This is a genomic window from Natranaeroarchaeum sulfidigenes, assembly GCF_017094485.1.
Lineage (GTDB): Archaea > Halobacteriota > Halobacteria > Halobacteriales > Natronoarchaeaceae > Natranaeroarchaeum > Natranaeroarchaeum sulfidigenes.
Window position 1 is genome coordinate 1,246,528 of sequence record NZ_CP064786.1, and the last position, 14,058, is coordinate 1,260,585.

A 14,058-nucleotide genomic window follows, 5' to 3' on the forward strand; every position below is an offset into this window, starting at 1 on the left:
CCTGTCGGTATGCACGCGGTTACGTAGTATTGTGTATTTTACGAAATACTTTACACACTGGTCACCGTATCCTCTGGTATGGACGATCCGTTTGTAATCATCGGTGGCGATGCCGCGGGGATGAGTGCTGCAAGTAAGGCCAAACGTGAGGCCCCGGATCTCGATGTGGTCGTGTTCGAACAGGGTGAGTGGGTTTCCTACGCCGCGTGTGGGATGCCGTACTACGTGAAAGGCGAGGTCGACGAGCTCGACGATCTCGTCGCGGTCGAGCCCGAGACGTTTCGGGACAAGCGTGACGTCGACCTCAGAACGGGCCACGAGGTCGTCGGCATCGATCCGACGGCACAGACCGTCACCGTCAGTACGGACGAGGAGACGTTCGTCCAGCCCTACCACTCGCTTTTGATCGGGACGGGCGCGCGAGCGATCGAGCCGCCGTTCGACGGCCTCGATCTGGACGGCGTGTTCACGCTCCGGAGCATGGACGAGGCTGCGGCGATCCAGCGCTACGTCTCGGACGCGAAGCCAGCCAGTGCAGCGATCGTCGGCGGGGGTTACGTCGGCGTCGAGATGGCCGAGGCCCTCACCGAGCGGGGACTCGATGTCTCGATCTACGAGATGCTCCCGCGCACTCTCCAGCCGTTCGGCGAGGAGACGGCCCGGACCGTCGAAGATCACCTCCGGGAGCACGGTGTCGATCTTCACCTCGACACGGCCGTAGAAGGGTTCATCGGTGAGGAGACGGTCGCGGGGATCGAGCACGATGGCGGCGTCGACGACACCGACCTCGTCATCGTCGGTGTGGGCGTCGCTCCGAACGTCGAGCTTGCCGAGCAGGCCGGGATCGAACTCGGCCCGACCGGCGCAATCGCGACCGACGAGTACGGTCGGACGAACTACGCGGATGTGTACGCTGCCGGGGATTGCGCCGAAGCGACTAACGTTGTCACCGGCGATCCCGATCACGTCCCACTGGCACTCACCGCCAACCGTGCCGGGCGGGCGATCGGGACCACGGTCGCGGGCGACCCAACCGAGACCGGCGGGACGGCCGGGACGGCGATCGTCAAGGCGTTCGATCTCGGCGCGGCTCGGACAGGGGTACTCAACGAGGAACAGGCCCGTGAGGCCGGCTTCGACCCCGTCGCGGTGACGATCGATGCACCGACGCGCCCACACTACTATCCGGGCGGCTCGGAACTCACGGTGACGCTCGTCGCCGATCGGGGGACAAGTCAGGTATTAGGGGCCAGCATGGTCGGCGGGGACGGCGTCAAGCGGATCGACACCGTCGCAACCGCCCTCGGCTCCGGGCTCACCGTCACGGAACTGCAAAACCTCGATCTCGCCTACGCGCCGCCGTTCAGTCCGGTCTGGGACCCAGTGCTCACGGCCGCGAAAGTGCTTGCCGGAAAACTGTAGGCTGCTATTCGTCGCTCATGCCGCCGAACACTGCCTCTGCATCCGCCGGTACGTCGAAGTCGTGGTAGTGCTCTCCTTTCTCCTTCGAGAGAATATTGAGCGCCGCTGCTGCGCCATCACCGACAGAGATCGCCGCTTGCCACTCCTCGGCGCGGGGCATCGCGCCGGTCGCATAGGCGTCCTCGACGCTGGTTTCCATCGTAATGTCGACTGCAACTGTACCGTCGTCGTCGAATTCGCAACCGAGGTCCTCTGCGAGGTCGCGGTTGGCTCCGGTCGCAAGTACGACGTAGTCCGCCTGTATCTCGTCCTCCACGGTCGTTACCGTGAACCCGTCCCCGTTCTCGGAGATTGTTGTTACTTCTTCACCCTGTCGGCGGTCGACACCGAAGTCGTCGACCTGCTGTCGGGCCGTCGCCATGAACTCGCTGCCGCCGACCGAGCCGATACCGAGGTAGTTGAACAGATGTGCCTTGTGCATCCACGTCTCGTCAGTATCGAAGACGACGGCGTCCAGTCCGTTTTTTCGTACGAAAAGGGCTGCGCTGAGTCCCGCTGGTCCACCGCCGACGATTACTACGTTCGTCATACCGTCTTTATGGTAGATACCTACTTTAACGTGGCAGTAACACTCACCGTACCGGTGTGTTGCGATCACCACGAGTGTACAGCGGTAAAACACGTTTTAACGATCGTTCCAGCCGGAAACCACGGAAGAAGGGGTCCGGCACCCACGATGAGATCCAACAAGCGGCGAATCGCCAGTAGTAAAACCGCGTGGTACCTACGACGTGGCGTACAATGACCGTCACCCTCGACACCTATCTCGTGACACAGGAAGATCTCTCGGCGGGCCGAAGTACGACCGAGATCGTCGATGCTGCAATCGCTGGCGGCATCGATATCGTACAGGTCCGAGAGAAACACCGGAGCGCGGCCGAGCAGCTCGCGATCGCCCGAGAGCTTCGGAAGCCGACCGCCGACGCAGGCGTGGCGCTCGTCGTCAACGACCGTGTCGACGTGGCGGTCGCCGCGGCGGCGGATGGCGTCCACCTCGGCGATAACGACCTTCCCGTGGCCGCAGCCCGTGATCAGCTAGGCGAGGACGCGATTATCGGTCGATCCGTCTCAACCGTCGCCGCCGCCGTAACAGCCGAAGAGAACGGCGCGGACTACCTCGGGGTCGGCGCAATCTACGCGACGAGTTCCAAGGACGTCGACGCGGACGAGCAGGCGATCGGCCTCGACACACTCACGGAGATCGCCGAGGCAGTCGATATCCCGATCGTCGGAATCGGCGGCATCACGCCCGATCGCGCAGCAGATGTGGTCGAGGCAGGGGCCGACGGCGTCGCTGTTATCTCGGCGATCACCGCGGCCGACGATCCGGAGGACGCAACGAGGGCGCTCGCGGAGGCCGTACGGAACGGCAAACGTCAGCGTACTGGGGACACAGCCGTGGAGGGATCGGCATGACAGTTGACCTCGACGACGCGCTCGCAGCAGTCGAAGACGGGTCGCCGCTCGTCAACGCCGTCACGAACAACGTCACCGTCAACGATGTCGCCCAGATAATCCTCCACTGGGGCGGGCTGCCGGTGATGTCCGACGACGAACGCGAGGTCGGCGACATGGTCGCCGCCGCACAGGGCTGTCTGCTCAACATGGGTACCGTCAGCGAGGAAGGGGAAGCGACGATGATCGAGGCGGGCGAGTCCGCGAACGAGAACGGCGTTCCGGTCGTTCTCGACCCCGTCGGTGTCGGCGCGACTCCGACCCGTGACCGGGTCGCCGAACGACTCGCGAGCGAGCTGGACGTCGCCGCCATCAAAGGCAACTACGGTGAGATCACGGCCCTCACAGGCGAGGACGCCGACGTTCGCGGCGTCGAATCCGTCGGCGAGTACAGCGATATCGCGACGACTGCGATTGCCTGTGCCCAGCAGTACGATACCGTCGTCGTCGCCTCAGGGGAGACTGACGTCGTCGCCACCGACCAGGGGGCCTACGAGATCACTGCGGGCCATCCGGATATGGGCACTGTCGTCGGCACCGGCTGTATGCTCGGCGCGTCCGTGGCGACCTTTGCGGGCGCGATCGAGGACGCCGAGGAGGCGACGCTGGCCGCAACCGTGGCGTTCGGGCTGGCCGGCGAGGCCGCGGCGAGCGGCGCGTTCGGCGATGTCCACGGCCCCGGAAGTTATAACGTCGCATTCAAAGATGCCGTCGCCGGGCTACGGGACGCCGAGTACGAACCGGCGGCCGAACGCGTAAAGCAGGTGCTGTCTGCAGATACCTGATGGGAACGGATACCGACGGCCCGATGACGGATGCTGATACCGATCCGGTCGCACTCGTCACCGGAGCCAGCCGCGGGATCGGAGCGGCAACGGCGTCCCGTCTCGCTGAGGAGGGCTACGATCTCGTGCTCGCCGCCAGAACCGAAAGCGATCTTCGGGAGGTGGCAGAGCGGGTCAGTGACGACTCCGGGGTCGAAACGCGAGTCGTGCCGACCGACGTAACCGATCCAGACGCCGTCCAGTCGCTTGTTGACGTCACCCTCGAACGGTTCGACCGCCTCGACGTCGCTGTCGTCAATGCTGGGACAGGCGAGCGGCGGAACCGGCCGATCGACGAGATTCCACTGGAGGAGTACCGTGCGGTCCGGTCGACCAACGTCGACGGTACCTTCTATACGGCGCGCGCGGCGCTCGACCCGCTCCGTGAGTCAGCGGGAACACTCGTGTTCGTCGGCAGTTTCAAAGCGAAATATCCCAGCACGTCGACGCCGGTCTACGCCGCCTCGAAGTGGTGGCTCCGCGGATTCGCTCACAGCCTCGCGGGACGCGTTGGTCCGGACGGGGTCGCAGTCACGCTGGTCAACCCATCGGGCGTCCCGACCGAATTCGCACGCGAGCGCCGCGAGCGGACCAACGCCGAGCGGCTGGATCCCGACGAAGAGATTACTGCCGAGGACGTCGCGGACGCCATCGTCACGGCTGCTAGACAGGACGCTCCGGCTGCAGTCACCGAACTCGATCTCTTCCGGCGCGACATCTATGAGCGGTTCTGATCGCGGTGACCGCTTCCCGGGCAACCGGTTGCCAAAGCCTGATTACGAGCGGGCGACCAGTAGCGGGTAATGGAGACACGCCATCGCATCGTCGTGGGGGACTCCCGGGAGCTCTCCGAACTCGACGACGATTCGGTCGAGCTCGTCGTCACGTCGCCGCCGTATCCGATGGTGGAGATGTGGGACGATCTGTTCGCCGAGCTGCGGCCGGGCATTGGCGAGCGCCTCGACGCGGGTGACGGACAGGGTGCATTCGAGGCGATGCACGACGTGCTCGATGATGTCTGGACGGAGCTCCAGCGGGTGCTCGTCGAGGGCGGGATTGCCTGTATCAACGTCGGCGACGCGACGCGCAAGGTCGACGACAGCTTTCGCGTCTATCCGAACCATTCGCGGATCGTCAGCGCCTTCGAGGCGCTGGGCTTCGAGCCCCTCCCCGAACTGCTCTGGCGCAAGCCCGTCAATTCGGGGACGAAGTTCATGGGCAGTGGAATGGTACCGCCGAACGCCTACGTCACGCTCGAACACGAGTACGTACTCGTCTTTCGGAACGGCGTCGAGAGTCGGTCGTTCGAGCCCGGCGCTGATCGGCGGTACGAGGCGGCGTACTTCTGGGAGGAGCGCAATCAGTGGTTTTCGGACGTCTGGACTGATGTCGCCGGGCGCGGGCAGGCGCTCGACGACGACGAACTCCGGGACCGCTCGGCGGCGTATCCCTTCGAGATCCCGTACCGGCTGATCTCGATGTACAGCGTCTACGGCGACACCGTACTGGATCCGTTCTGGGGGACAGGGACGACGAGCCTCGCCGCAATGGTCGCCGGTCGAAACTCGGTCGGGTACGAACTCGATCGCGAGTTCATCCGTCTGTTCGATGAGCAGATCGGGCGAGTGCCGGAACTCTCGGAATCGATCGGCCGCGAGCGTCTGGATGCTCACCGCCAGTTCGTCGTCGATCGACGGGACGAGGGTGGGAGCTTCGAGTACGAGTCCGACCAGTACGAGTTCCCGGTGATGACGAAACAGGAACAGAAGCTCCGTCTCTACCGGGTAACGGACGTGGCGGAATCCGACGGTACGTACCGTGCGGCGCATCACCCACTCGACGACCGAGCCTGAGACGATACTCTGCAAATCGTATTACGGAACGCCCGATCCGGTAGTAACAACCTGCTTAAACGGGGAGAATTGACAGTCCAGTATGGAACTCGGACTGGTGGCCGGTGTGATCGGCCTGGGCATCGTCCACGGGGTGCTACCGGACCACGGCTGGCCGATCGCAGCGACGTACGCGCTCGACAAGCGACGGAAGTGGCTCCACGGCGTCGCTGCCGGGCTGATCCTCGGGACCGGTCATCTCGTCAGCAGCGTTGCGCTCGTGCTCGCGTACTTCTGGGTGAGTAGATTCGCCGAATTCGCTGAGGGACCATGGATGGGCGTCGTCGCCGGATGCCTGCTGATACTGCTCGGCGTCAACGAGTACGTCAACGGTGGACACGGCGATGGCCACATTCACGACGGCGACCATGATCACGAGGAACACGAAAGCCACCACGAGGAGCACCATCACGATGGTGATCACGACCACCATCACCCGGCTCACCACGACCATGAAGAGGCTGCCGGGATTCTCGGACGGCTCCGCTCGTACCTCCCCGGTGGCGGTGGTCACCAGCATCTCGACGAGACACATGCCGAACAGGGGCTGTTCACGCTCGGCTCGACGGCGCTACTGCTCGGCTTCGCCCACGAGGAGCCGATCCAGATCCTCGCCATCTGTGCGGGGACGACGTTCTGTCTCGAACTGATGCTCATCTACTCGCTGGCCGTAATCGTGGCGATTCTCGCCCCGACCTTACTGCTCATCGCGGGCTACGAACACTACCGGGAAACGGTCGAGCGCTACACGCCGTACCTGCCGACGATTACGGCAATCGTGCTGGTCGCGATGGGGCTAGCGTTCGTGTTCGGCTTTGTCTGATGTATCATCCCGGAATATGTAGACTATCTACAACATTTACCAACATATTCAAAAGATATTTTTGTAACCTTATTCAATAAACAAACGAGATGGATCGTCCGTACACTGTCCTCGATCTGGAGCCCGACGCCGATCAGGAGACCGTCAGATCGGCGTACCGGTCGCTACTAAAGGAGCATCATCCGGATCAGGGTGGTTCGATGGACGCGTTTCTGCGCGTCAAGCGTGCCTACGAGGCGATCCAGAGCCAGCAGGAACGAGCAACTACAACACAGCCGGCATCCTCGAAGACTGCAACGACCGACGGTGGTGCGACGACGCGGACGCAGAACGTCAACTGGCGACTCGCGAACGACGGGACAGAGCAGGAGCGGTCCCGCGCAGAGTCGACGCCATGCTGTGCAGGTGTCGGACTCGAAATCGACGGTACGCATCTCACACTCACCCTCGTCTCGATGGTGAGGGAGACAGAGCTCACTGGAATCACCTGGACTATGGACGACAGCGATCCCGACCGACCACTCGCCTGGTTCACCGTCGAGAACACGAGTGACCAAACGCTGCGCTGGCGAGGCAGTCAGCGAACGGAGTTCGTCGGCACGGACGGCGAGCGATACGGCCCAGCCGGAGCGTATCGGGCATCGGATACCGTGCTTCCGGCAGACTGGAGAGGATCGACGGTCGACCTCACTCCCGGTCAGGCGGTCAGAGCAGTCGTGGTAGGCGAGGAGATTCCGGATGACGCCGAGATTGATCGGATCACGTACGAACAACCTCTTGGCACACACATGTCGAGTGCCGGGCGCACCGAGAGTGAGCAGTTCGTGTTCGATATTGACTCGACAGCACGGTCACAGCTCGCCGAACGACCGTTCTGAGCCTCCCCTTGAACAGTACGCGCATCCATCTCTCTGGTATACGTAACGCTAAAGAGTCGAACGAACCTTTGTGCTACTAACATGAACATCAGTCGTACTCTTTCGAGGTGGTTCTGTGGGGGTTGAAATCAAGGAGTCCCGCGTCTCCGAAGAGGAGTTCGCGGACATGGCCGATTTCGTCTTCGAGTATCTCTCGGCGAGCGTGCAAAACGAGGACGAAGGTGGACGGATGCGGTGGTATCCGTGGCACAGCGCGGAGTATCGCCACAACCACATCCTGAACGTCGTGGAGCTATCGACGGAAATCGCGCGCAAAGAGGGTGCAGACGTCGACATCGCCCGGGTCGCGGCGCTCTTTCACGACATCGCGAAGCTCGACGCCGAGCAGGATGTCCACGCCGAGGAGGGCGCGAGAGTTGCACGCAAGTATCTGGAAGCACACGGGGACTATCCCGAATCCTTCGTCGAGAGCGTCTGCCGAGCCGTTCGGGACCATTCCTATCAGGGATCGCTGAATGACCTGTCCCTGGAGACCCAGAGCCTGATCGAGGCTGACCTGCTCGACAAGATCGGCGCGAACGGAACGGCACTGATGCTGTTGCGGATGGGTTACGAGGCTCGCACGCACATGGATGCCGCCGAGATGGTCGAACGAGTGCTCGAACGTGGCCAGAACGCCGCCGACCGGGTCGAAAGCGAGACGGCCCAGGATATCGCTCACCGGCGACTCAAACGGGTCCGCTGGTTCAGCGAATGGCTCGACGACGAGGTCGCCGCGATCGATCTCGACGAGATCGACCCCTAGATTCCCTGGCCCATCAGGTGGCTCCGGAGCACGTCGTTATCTTTGCTCCCGGCCCCGGTATTGAGGACGACAATACAGTCGTCCTCACCAAGTGTATCCCGCTCGGCGAGTCGCCACGTCCCGCCGAGCGCCGCACCCGTACTCGTCCCGACTTCGAGGCCTTCGCTTGACGCCGCCGTGACGGCGCTCTCGAGTATCTCTGGATCTTCGACGGAGACGGCACCGCCATCGGTCGCGGCCAGCGCATCGAGAACGTGTGCCGAGCCGTTCGGATCGGGAATTTCGAGCTCTCCACAGATCGTATCCGGCAGCTCGACTGGGGCGGCCTCCGACCGTTCCGCGCCCCACGCCTCGACGAAGGGTGCACAGCCCGCGGCCTGCGCGACGTACAGCGCGGGCAGGTCGTCGACGAACCCCAGCTCGCGTAGCTCTCTCGCCCCCTTGTACAGCCCGGCGATCGAGAGGCCCGTCCCAGTCGGCGCAACGATCGCATCCGGCAGTGTCCAGTCGAGCTGTTCGACGATCTCGAACAGCACCGTCTTTCGCCCCTCGTGGCGGTATGGTGTGTCAAAGGCCGAAAGCGAGTGCCAGGACTCCTCGGCAATGGCGTCTTCGAACGCCTCGACCGCGTCGCCAAAGCGGCCGCCGATCACGTTCATGTCGCCGCCGTGGACGTTGATCATCGCCTTGTTGGTAAAGGGCGTCCGCGAGGGGACGAACGCGTGTGAGTCAAGGCCCGCTCGCGCTGCGTACGCCGCCGCAGACTGTGCGCTCGCCCCCGGTGAGGGGAGCGCAACGGCAGTCTCGTCGGCTTCCGTCGCGGCGGTCAACGCCAGCGATTGTCCCCGATCCGCGGTCGATCCCGTTGGAAGCCGCCCGTCGTCCTTGACGAGCACGCGCCCGACATCGAGCTCGTCGGCGAGTCGCGGACACTCGACCAGTGGCGTCCCGCCCTCATCGAGGCTGACCGCGCTCTCTCGCGTGAACGGCAGCAGCTCACAGTAGCGCCACTGGGAGCGATCAGTGCGGTCGTCGAGCGTTTCCCGATCGAGGTCGATCTCGTCGTACTCGTACTGTGGGTCGAGGACGCCGCCACAATCGGGACATCGCCCGACATCCTGGTCGGCAGAGACCGTCTCACCACAGTCGAGACATCGCAGACCGTCGAACGCGTGGCTGGTTTCCATACCCACGACTTGCGACGGCACGGCTTAATCCCTGTCCATCCCGGCACACGAAGGGTAGTATCGCTCTGTCCTGTCGGACCGATACGTGTGGAATTTTGACCCGGGGGTCCCAACGGGGATGTATGTCAGGTATGAAGCGCGTGCTCGTCGCCGGGGGTGGGCTCGCGGGACTCGTCGCGGCGCGCCATCTCGCCGAGACCGGCGTCGACGTCGAACTGCTGGAACGACGCGACGAGGTCGGCGGGCGCGTCCGGACGGTCCACGAGGACGGCTATACGTTCGACCGGGGGTTTCAGGTGCTCTTTACGGCGTATCCGGCGGTGAAGCGCGAACTCGACCTCGACGCGCTCGATCTGCGTCACTTCACGCCGGGGGCCTGTATCGCCCGCGAGGGACAGCGCTCGATCCTCTCGGATCCGTTCCGTGATCCGGGCGCGTTCACCGACTCGCTGTTCAACCGCGAGGTAACCACGCGGGACAAGCTCCGCGTCCTCAAACTCCGCCGTGCACTCGCCAACAAGTCCCATACTGCCATCTTCAGCGGTTCCGATCGGTCGATCCGTGAGTATCTCGACGATCGGGGCTTCTCCGAGGGGTTCATCGAGAACTTTGCCGCACCGTTTTACGGTGGCATTACGCTCGATCGGTCGCTCTCGAACTCCGCGCGCGTGTTCGAGTACACGTTCAAGATGCTAACTGCGGGGCTGATCGCGGTTCCCGCGGCGGGAATGGGCGCGATTCCGGAGCAGCTCGCCGACAACGCGCGCGAAGCGGGCGCAACGATCACGCTCGGTGCCACCGTCGAGGCCATAGAAGCGGACGACGACGGTGCGACCGTCACTGTCGATGGCGAGAGCCGGTCAGCCGACGCCGTCATCGTCGCGACGGATCCGCCGACCGCGGGGGAGCTAACCGGTGTCGAGTCCATCCCGACTGCGGGGCGTGGCTGTGTCACACAGTACTACTCGATGCCCGCGGGCAAGGATCTCGGCGCGGGCAAACGGCTCATCCTCAACGCCGAGAGCGACGCGCCGAATCAGGTGCTCGTCAACTCGGAGGTCGCCCCAGAACACGCGCCCGACGACCGACAGCTGGTCAGTGCGACATTTCTCGGTGACCGCGGGGAAGCCGACGCGCGCCTCGACGACATGACGCGCCGGGCGCTCGCGTCATGGTACCCCGAACAGAACTTCCCCGACTTCCAGTTACTCCGGACCGAGCGCGTGCCGTTCGCACAGTTCGAGCAACCCCCCGAGTCGCTGTCGGAACTGCCAAGCGTCGACGCACCCGAGGGACGCTGCTATCTCGCGGGCGAGTACACCCGCTGGTCCTCGATCAATGGAGCGATGGAAAGCGGCAAAGATGCTGCGCAGGCGGTGCTGAGCGAGCTGTAGCGTTCGTTTTCACAAGAGCTGCCGAAACTCACCGAGCGGCGGGAATCTGTACGTCTCCCCTGTGTCGACGTCCCGGACGATCGGCCGAAACTCGTCGAGATCGTCGATGAGTGGGGAGCCCAACTGGTGTGTCCGGTTGAGAAGGATCCCCGGGGCAAGCCTGTTGAACGCAGGTAGCACGAGTACGTCGCTCCCCTCGTACACCCCCTCACCGACGAGATAGCACGGCCGACGCTGTCCCTCTATTTCGATCGCCGGATGATCGTGACCGATCACGTACCGGTCGGCGTCGGCGGTCGGCGGTTCGTGGCCGTGCAGGACGACGGTCCGCTCGTCGTCGAGCCTGTACTCCTCGACTGTATCGCCGTCCCACACGTCGTCGAGTAGCCGGTCGTGGTTTCCGATCACAGCTACCGGCGACGCCGCGGCGTCCTCGACGAGTTCGACGATCGCCGTTAGCGTTCGGCTGGCCTGCAGGGGCACCGTATCGAACGCGTGCAGGATATCGCCGGCGAAGACGACGGTTCCAGGCTCGAAGCGGTCGAGCAACTGCCTCACTCTGTCGAGCAAGTCCCCACGCTCGCCCAGCGGCAACTCGACATTCGAGGCGGCGTCTCGCCCGACGTGCAGGTCGGCGAGAACGAGGGCGTCGGCGTCGGGAACGTAGATGGAGCGCCGACCGATCCGCGGGTCAGTCGTCCCCGCCATCCGTCATAACGGGCTCCATCCCGAGGTCGGCGCGGAGGTCGTACTCGTCGCCGGTCAGGATATAGAGTAGATCATCGAGCACGTCGAACAGCTCGGGGACGATGCGGACGACGAGCAGGGTGATGCCGACGAGCGCGACGATCGAGAGCGTCTGGGAGATCAGGTGATGGGAGACGAAAAAGGAGGTTCGCATCCCTTCACCCGCGAGCGTCGCCGTGATCGTGTTGAAGACGCCGTAGTCGAACCAGCCCAGCGGGGCGGCGAGACCGACGAAGACGTTCCGGGCGAGGTTGAGGATCCAGATCACGCCGACAGCGACCGCGAACGCGGCGAGCTTTCGGCGAAGCGGCGCGCGGACTGCGGCGATCAGCCCGCCGAAGATCGAGATGCTCCCGATCCCGGTACACGCCAGCACGATGTACGTCGAGTAGCCCTCGAACGCAAAGCGGCTCTGGTAGCCGTTCATCCCCTCCTCGATCCCCGGCGAGTAGCCGAGCAGTTGCATCCCCATGTGAGACTGGATCGTTACGGTCTCGATGAGCCACATCTTCAGCGGCTCGATCGTCGTGAAGGGCAGATAGATGATCCCCATCAGCCCGACCGCGCGAGTCAGGGTCAACAGCGAATCGCGCCCGCCATAGAGTAGATACCCGGTGTAGACACACAGCGGCAGTCCGGCGAGGCTAAGAATCGTCTGCAGGGGGCTCTGTGCGTCGTAGTAGAAGTACGGCATCATCGTCAGCCAGAAGACGCCGAACAGCGCCCACGCAACACTGCCGGCGTACCGGGCGTGTTTCCTGTTGCCCGCGAGGTCGAGTGCGGCCGTCAGGAGGAACGCACCGATGGCGACCCAGACGAAGTGGGCCGTCGGATCGAACGACGTGAACGCGTCGACCACGAGCGGGGTACTCGAAGCTACTGTCACTGGTCCGTGGTAGTCTCCGCTTAAACATAGGCCTATCGGGACCGGATCCGGCCGACACTCGACCGTCGATGACGACCGAACGGTCGGGTGAGACGCCGACACCGTGGTGTTTTTTTACTGCTGCGTGGTAACCGTGTGGATATGTCCGACGTCCTCGAAAACAAACGGTCCGCGACACGATTTCGCATCCTCGTCGAAATAGCGGACCGACAACCCGCGGTAAGTCAGGGTGAGATCGCCGACGCCGTCGGCGTTACGAGTCAGGCGGTCAGCGAGTACATTCGTGAACTCGTTGATGACGACCTCGTGGAGAAGGAGGGCAGGTCACGCTACCGGATCACGAAGGAGGGCGTCGACTGGCTCCTGTCCGAGGCGGCTGACGTGCGCCGCTTTGCTGATCACGTCACCGAAGACATCCTCGGTAACGTACAGGAAGACGCCGCGATTGCCGCGGCTGTGATCGAGGAGGGTGAAAGCGTCACGTTAACTGTCGAAGACGGACTATTGCGTGCGACACCGGGGGAGTCGGGGCCAGCCACCGGCGTCGCGACGACGGACGCGGACGCGGGCGAGGACGTTGGTGTCACCGGCTTCGAGGGGATCATCGATCTCGATCCCGGCGACGTAACCGTCCTCCAGATCCCGCCGGTCCGGTCCGGGGGGAGCCGTGCCGTCGATTTCCCTGCTCTTGCCGAGCGTTCGTCGAGCGCCGATATCGTTGCCGCTGCGGGCGTCGAGGCGGTCGTCGCACTGCGCGGTGCAGACGTCGATATCGACACGCGGTTCGCCGCTGGCGAGGTTGCGGTCGATGCCGCAAGCCGCGGGCTGGACGTTCTCGTGGCATCGACCATCGACAACGTCGGGCGCGTAACGGACGCGCTACGGGATGCGGAAGTCGCGTACGAAGTGTCGGAATTGTGATATCAACGCGCGTGTTCTTTCGCGGCGTCGTATGCCTCCTGTAATCGTCTGAACTCCTCGCGGTCGCCGCCGTGGTCTGGATGGACATCGATCACACGGTCCCGATACGCCCGTTCGATCTCCTTGATCTCCGCGTCTGTCGATAGCCCCAGTTCCGTGAAGGCTCCGGTTGGGACACCCCCGGATCGATCAATCGTCACGGTTGGCGTCTCGAAGGGGAGCCTGCTCCCGAGCGCAATGCCCGGCAGTTCGTGCTCGACCAGCACCGCTTCGACGTCATTGGACCGGAGCTGGAAGTACACGTGCGCGTCGAACGTCACCGCAACCCCCCGTGTCGGCAGATAAAAATCGACGTGTTGATCGTCGATCGTGCGTCCTTCCTCGTAGCGCTCTCCGATCGCATCGAAGTAATGTCTGATCTCGGCGCGGCGGCGTGCCATCCCGTCGCCGCTCCCGTCGGTCCGGCGCTTTTGCCGATCTGGAGATGACGGTATCAGGCGCTGTCCGGCGAGGAAGATCCCGGCTACGATTACCGAAAACACCCCCGCAAGGGCGACGCCAACGACGAGCCAGTCGGGGAATGTGGTGAGTGTCTGCCAGGCCACGGCCGGAATAAGCGTTGGATACTAATGAACGTCTCGGGCGCGGCAACGATACCAGATCTGAGATGCCCTGAACCGCACTCCGAATACATTCGACAGCTCGTACACCTCAGCGGTCTAATTATTGCACTTCGGGATACGAAGTGGATAACTTCGAATATT

At 63.5% G+C, this 14,058-nt stretch carries 15 protein-coding genes; 10 read left to right on the forward strand and 5 right to left on the reverse strand.

Features of this window, described 5'->3' with window-relative positions:
* The first annotated feature begins 78 nt into the window (after nucleotides 1-78).
* Nucleotides 79-1,422: an FAD-dependent oxidoreductase gene (locus AArcS_RS06630; protein ID WP_238479695.1), complete on the forward strand. Its 1,344-nt coding sequence runs from the start codon at nucleotides 79-81 to the stop codon at nucleotides 1,420-1,422.
* Between the two features lie 4 nt (nucleotides 1,423-1,426).
* Here AArcS_RS06630 and AArcS_RS06635 read toward each other — a convergent pair whose 3' ends face one another.
* Nucleotides 1,427-2,011, reverse strand: a complete 585-nt coding sequence (locus tag AArcS_RS06635) for an NAD(P)/FAD-dependent oxidoreductase (RefSeq protein ID WP_238479696.1) — start codon at nucleotides 2,009-2,011, stop codon at nucleotides 1,427-1,429.
* 212 nt (nucleotides 2,012-2,223) lie between these two features.
* On the opposite strand from AArcS_RS06635, the gene thiE reads away from it, so the two are divergent.
* From thiE to AArcS_RS06670, 7 genes are all read left to right on the forward strand, one after another.
* Entirely contained in the window at nucleotides 2,224-2,898 is a 675-nt protein-coding gene (gene thiE / locus AArcS_RS06640; protein ID WP_238479697.1) for a thiamine phosphate synthase, read from the forward strand.
* Nucleotides 2,895-3,722 (forward strand): hydroxyethylthiazole kinase, encoded by an 828-nt coding sequence (thiM, locus tag AArcS_RS06645; RefSeq protein ID WP_238479698.1) that lies wholly within the window; start codon nucleotides 2,895-2,897, stop codon nucleotides 3,720-3,722. The genes thiE and thiM overlap by 4 nt, the downstream gene beginning before the upstream one ends.
* Nucleotides 3,722-4,495 carry an SDR family oxidoreductase gene (locus AArcS_RS06650; RefSeq protein WP_238479699.1) on the forward strand — a complete coding sequence of 258 codons (774 nt, stop codon included), beginning with the start codon at nucleotides 3,722-3,724 and terminating at the stop codon, nucleotides 4,493-4,495. The genes thiM and AArcS_RS06650 overlap by 1 nt, the downstream gene beginning before the upstream one ends.
* Nucleotides 4,496-4,564: 69 nt before the next feature.
* Nucleotides 4,565-5,614 carry a DNA-methyltransferase gene (locus AArcS_RS06655; protein WP_238479700.1) on the forward strand — a complete coding sequence of 350 codons (1,050 nt, stop codon included), beginning with the start codon at nucleotides 4,565-4,567 and terminating at the stop codon, nucleotides 5,612-5,614.
* Nucleotides 5,615-5,696: 82 nt separating this feature from the next.
* Nucleotides 5,697-6,476, forward strand: coding sequence for an ABC transporter permease (locus AArcS_RS06660; protein WP_238479701.1), 780 nt, complete (start codon nucleotides 5,697-5,699; stop codon nucleotides 6,474-6,476).
* 89 nt (nucleotides 6,477-6,565) lie between these two features.
* Nucleotides 6,566-7,354, forward strand: coding sequence for a J domain-containing protein (locus AArcS_RS06665; protein WP_238479702.1), 789 nt, complete (start codon nucleotides 6,566-6,568; stop codon nucleotides 7,352-7,354).
* Between the two features lie 115 nt (nucleotides 7,355-7,469).
* Nucleotides 7,470-8,159 carry an HD domain-containing protein gene (locus AArcS_RS06670; protein ID WP_238479703.1) on the forward strand — a complete coding sequence of 230 codons (690 nt, stop codon included), beginning with the start codon at nucleotides 7,470-7,472 and terminating at the stop codon, nucleotides 8,157-8,159.
* Here AArcS_RS06670 and AArcS_RS06675 read toward each other — a convergent pair.
* Nucleotides 8,156-9,346 carry a threonine synthase gene (locus tag AArcS_RS06675; RefSeq protein ID WP_238479704.1) on the reverse strand — a complete coding sequence of 397 codons (1,191 nt, stop codon included), beginning with the start codon at nucleotides 9,344-9,346 and terminating at the stop codon, nucleotides 8,156-8,158. The genes AArcS_RS06670 and AArcS_RS06675 overlap by 4 nt on opposite strands.
* A gap of 122 nt (nucleotides 9,347-9,468) precedes the next feature.
* On the opposite strand from AArcS_RS06675, the gene AArcS_RS06680 reads away from it, so the two are divergent.
* Nucleotides 9,469-10,740, forward strand: coding sequence for an NAD(P)/FAD-dependent oxidoreductase (locus AArcS_RS06680; RefSeq protein WP_375139639.1), 1,272 nt, complete (start codon nucleotides 9,469-9,471; stop codon nucleotides 10,738-10,740).
* Between the two features lie 9 nt (nucleotides 10,741-10,749).
* On the opposite strand, the gene AArcS_RS06685 is transcribed toward AArcS_RS06680, so the two are convergent.
* Complete coding sequence (locus AArcS_RS06685; protein WP_238479705.1) at nucleotides 10,750-11,448, reverse strand: metallophosphoesterase; 699 nt, start codon at nucleotides 11,446-11,448, stop codon at nucleotides 10,750-10,752.
* Entirely contained in the window at nucleotides 11,432-12,373 is a 942-nt protein-coding gene (artA, locus tag AArcS_RS06690; RefSeq protein WP_238479706.1) for an archaeosortase A, read from the reverse strand. The genes AArcS_RS06685 and artA overlap by 17 nt, the downstream gene beginning before the upstream one ends.
* A 141-nt stretch (nucleotides 12,374-12,514) precedes the next feature.
* On the opposite strand from artA, the gene AArcS_RS06695 reads away from it, so the two are divergent.
* Nucleotides 12,515-13,294, forward strand: coding sequence for a DUF7839 domain-containing protein (locus AArcS_RS06695; RefSeq protein WP_238479707.1), 780 nt, complete (start codon nucleotides 12,515-12,517; stop codon nucleotides 13,292-13,294).
* Between the two features lie 2 nt (nucleotides 13,295-13,296).
* On the opposite strand, the gene AArcS_RS06700 is transcribed toward AArcS_RS06695, so the two are convergent.
* Complete coding sequence (locus tag AArcS_RS06700) at nucleotides 13,297-13,899, reverse strand: J domain-containing protein (RefSeq protein ID WP_238479708.1); 603 nt, start codon at nucleotides 13,897-13,899, stop codon at nucleotides 13,297-13,299.
* Nucleotides 13,900-14,058 lie beyond the last annotated feature (159 nt).

What these genes read in the sequence shown, in the direction of transcription:
- AArcS_RS06630 (WP_238479695.1), top strand. Translation starts at nt 79, where the DNA reads ATGGACGATCCGTTTGTAATCATCGGTGGCGATGCCGCGGGGATGAGT.
- AArcS_RS06635 (WP_238479696.1), bottom strand. Translation starts at nt 2,011, where the DNA reads ATGACGAACGTAGTAATCGTCGGCGGTGGACCAGCGGGACTCAGCGCA.
- thiE (WP_238479697.1), top strand. Translation starts at nt 2,224, where the DNA reads ATGACCGTCACCCTCGACACCTATCTCGTGACACAGGAAGATCTCTCG.
- thiM (WP_238479698.1), top strand. Translation starts at nt 2,895, where the DNA reads ATGACAGTTGACCTCGACGACGCGCTCGCAGCAGTCGAAGACGGGTCG.
- AArcS_RS06650 (WP_238479699.1), top strand. Translation starts at nt 3,722, where the DNA reads ATGGGAACGGATACCGACGGCCCGATGACGGATGCTGATACCGATCCG.
- AArcS_RS06655 (WP_238479700.1), top strand. Translation starts at nt 4,565, where the DNA reads ATGGAGACACGCCATCGCATCGTCGTGGGGGACTCCCGGGAGCTCTCC.
- AArcS_RS06660 (WP_238479701.1), top strand. Translation starts at nt 5,697, where the DNA reads ATGGAACTCGGACTGGTGGCCGGTGTGATCGGCCTGGGCATCGTCCAC.
- AArcS_RS06665 (WP_238479702.1), top strand. Translation starts at nt 6,566, where the DNA reads ATGGATCGTCCGTACACTGTCCTCGATCTGGAGCCCGACGCCGATCAG.
- AArcS_RS06675 (WP_238479704.1), bottom strand. Translation starts at nt 9,346, where the DNA reads ATGGAAACCAGCCACGCGTTCGACGGTCTGCGATGTCTCGACTGTGGT.
- AArcS_RS06680 (WP_375139639.1), top strand. Translation starts at nt 9,469, where the DNA reads ATGTCAGGTATGAAGCGCGTGCTCGTCGCCGGGGGTGGGCTCGCGGGA.
- AArcS_RS06685 (WP_238479705.1), bottom strand. Translation starts at nt 11,448, where the DNA reads ATGGCGGGGACGACTGACCCGCGGATCGGTCGGCGCTCCATCTACGTT.
- AArcS_RS06695 (WP_238479707.1), top strand. Translation starts at nt 12,515, where the DNA reads ATGTCCGACGTCCTCGAAAACAAACGGTCCGCGACACGATTTCGCATC.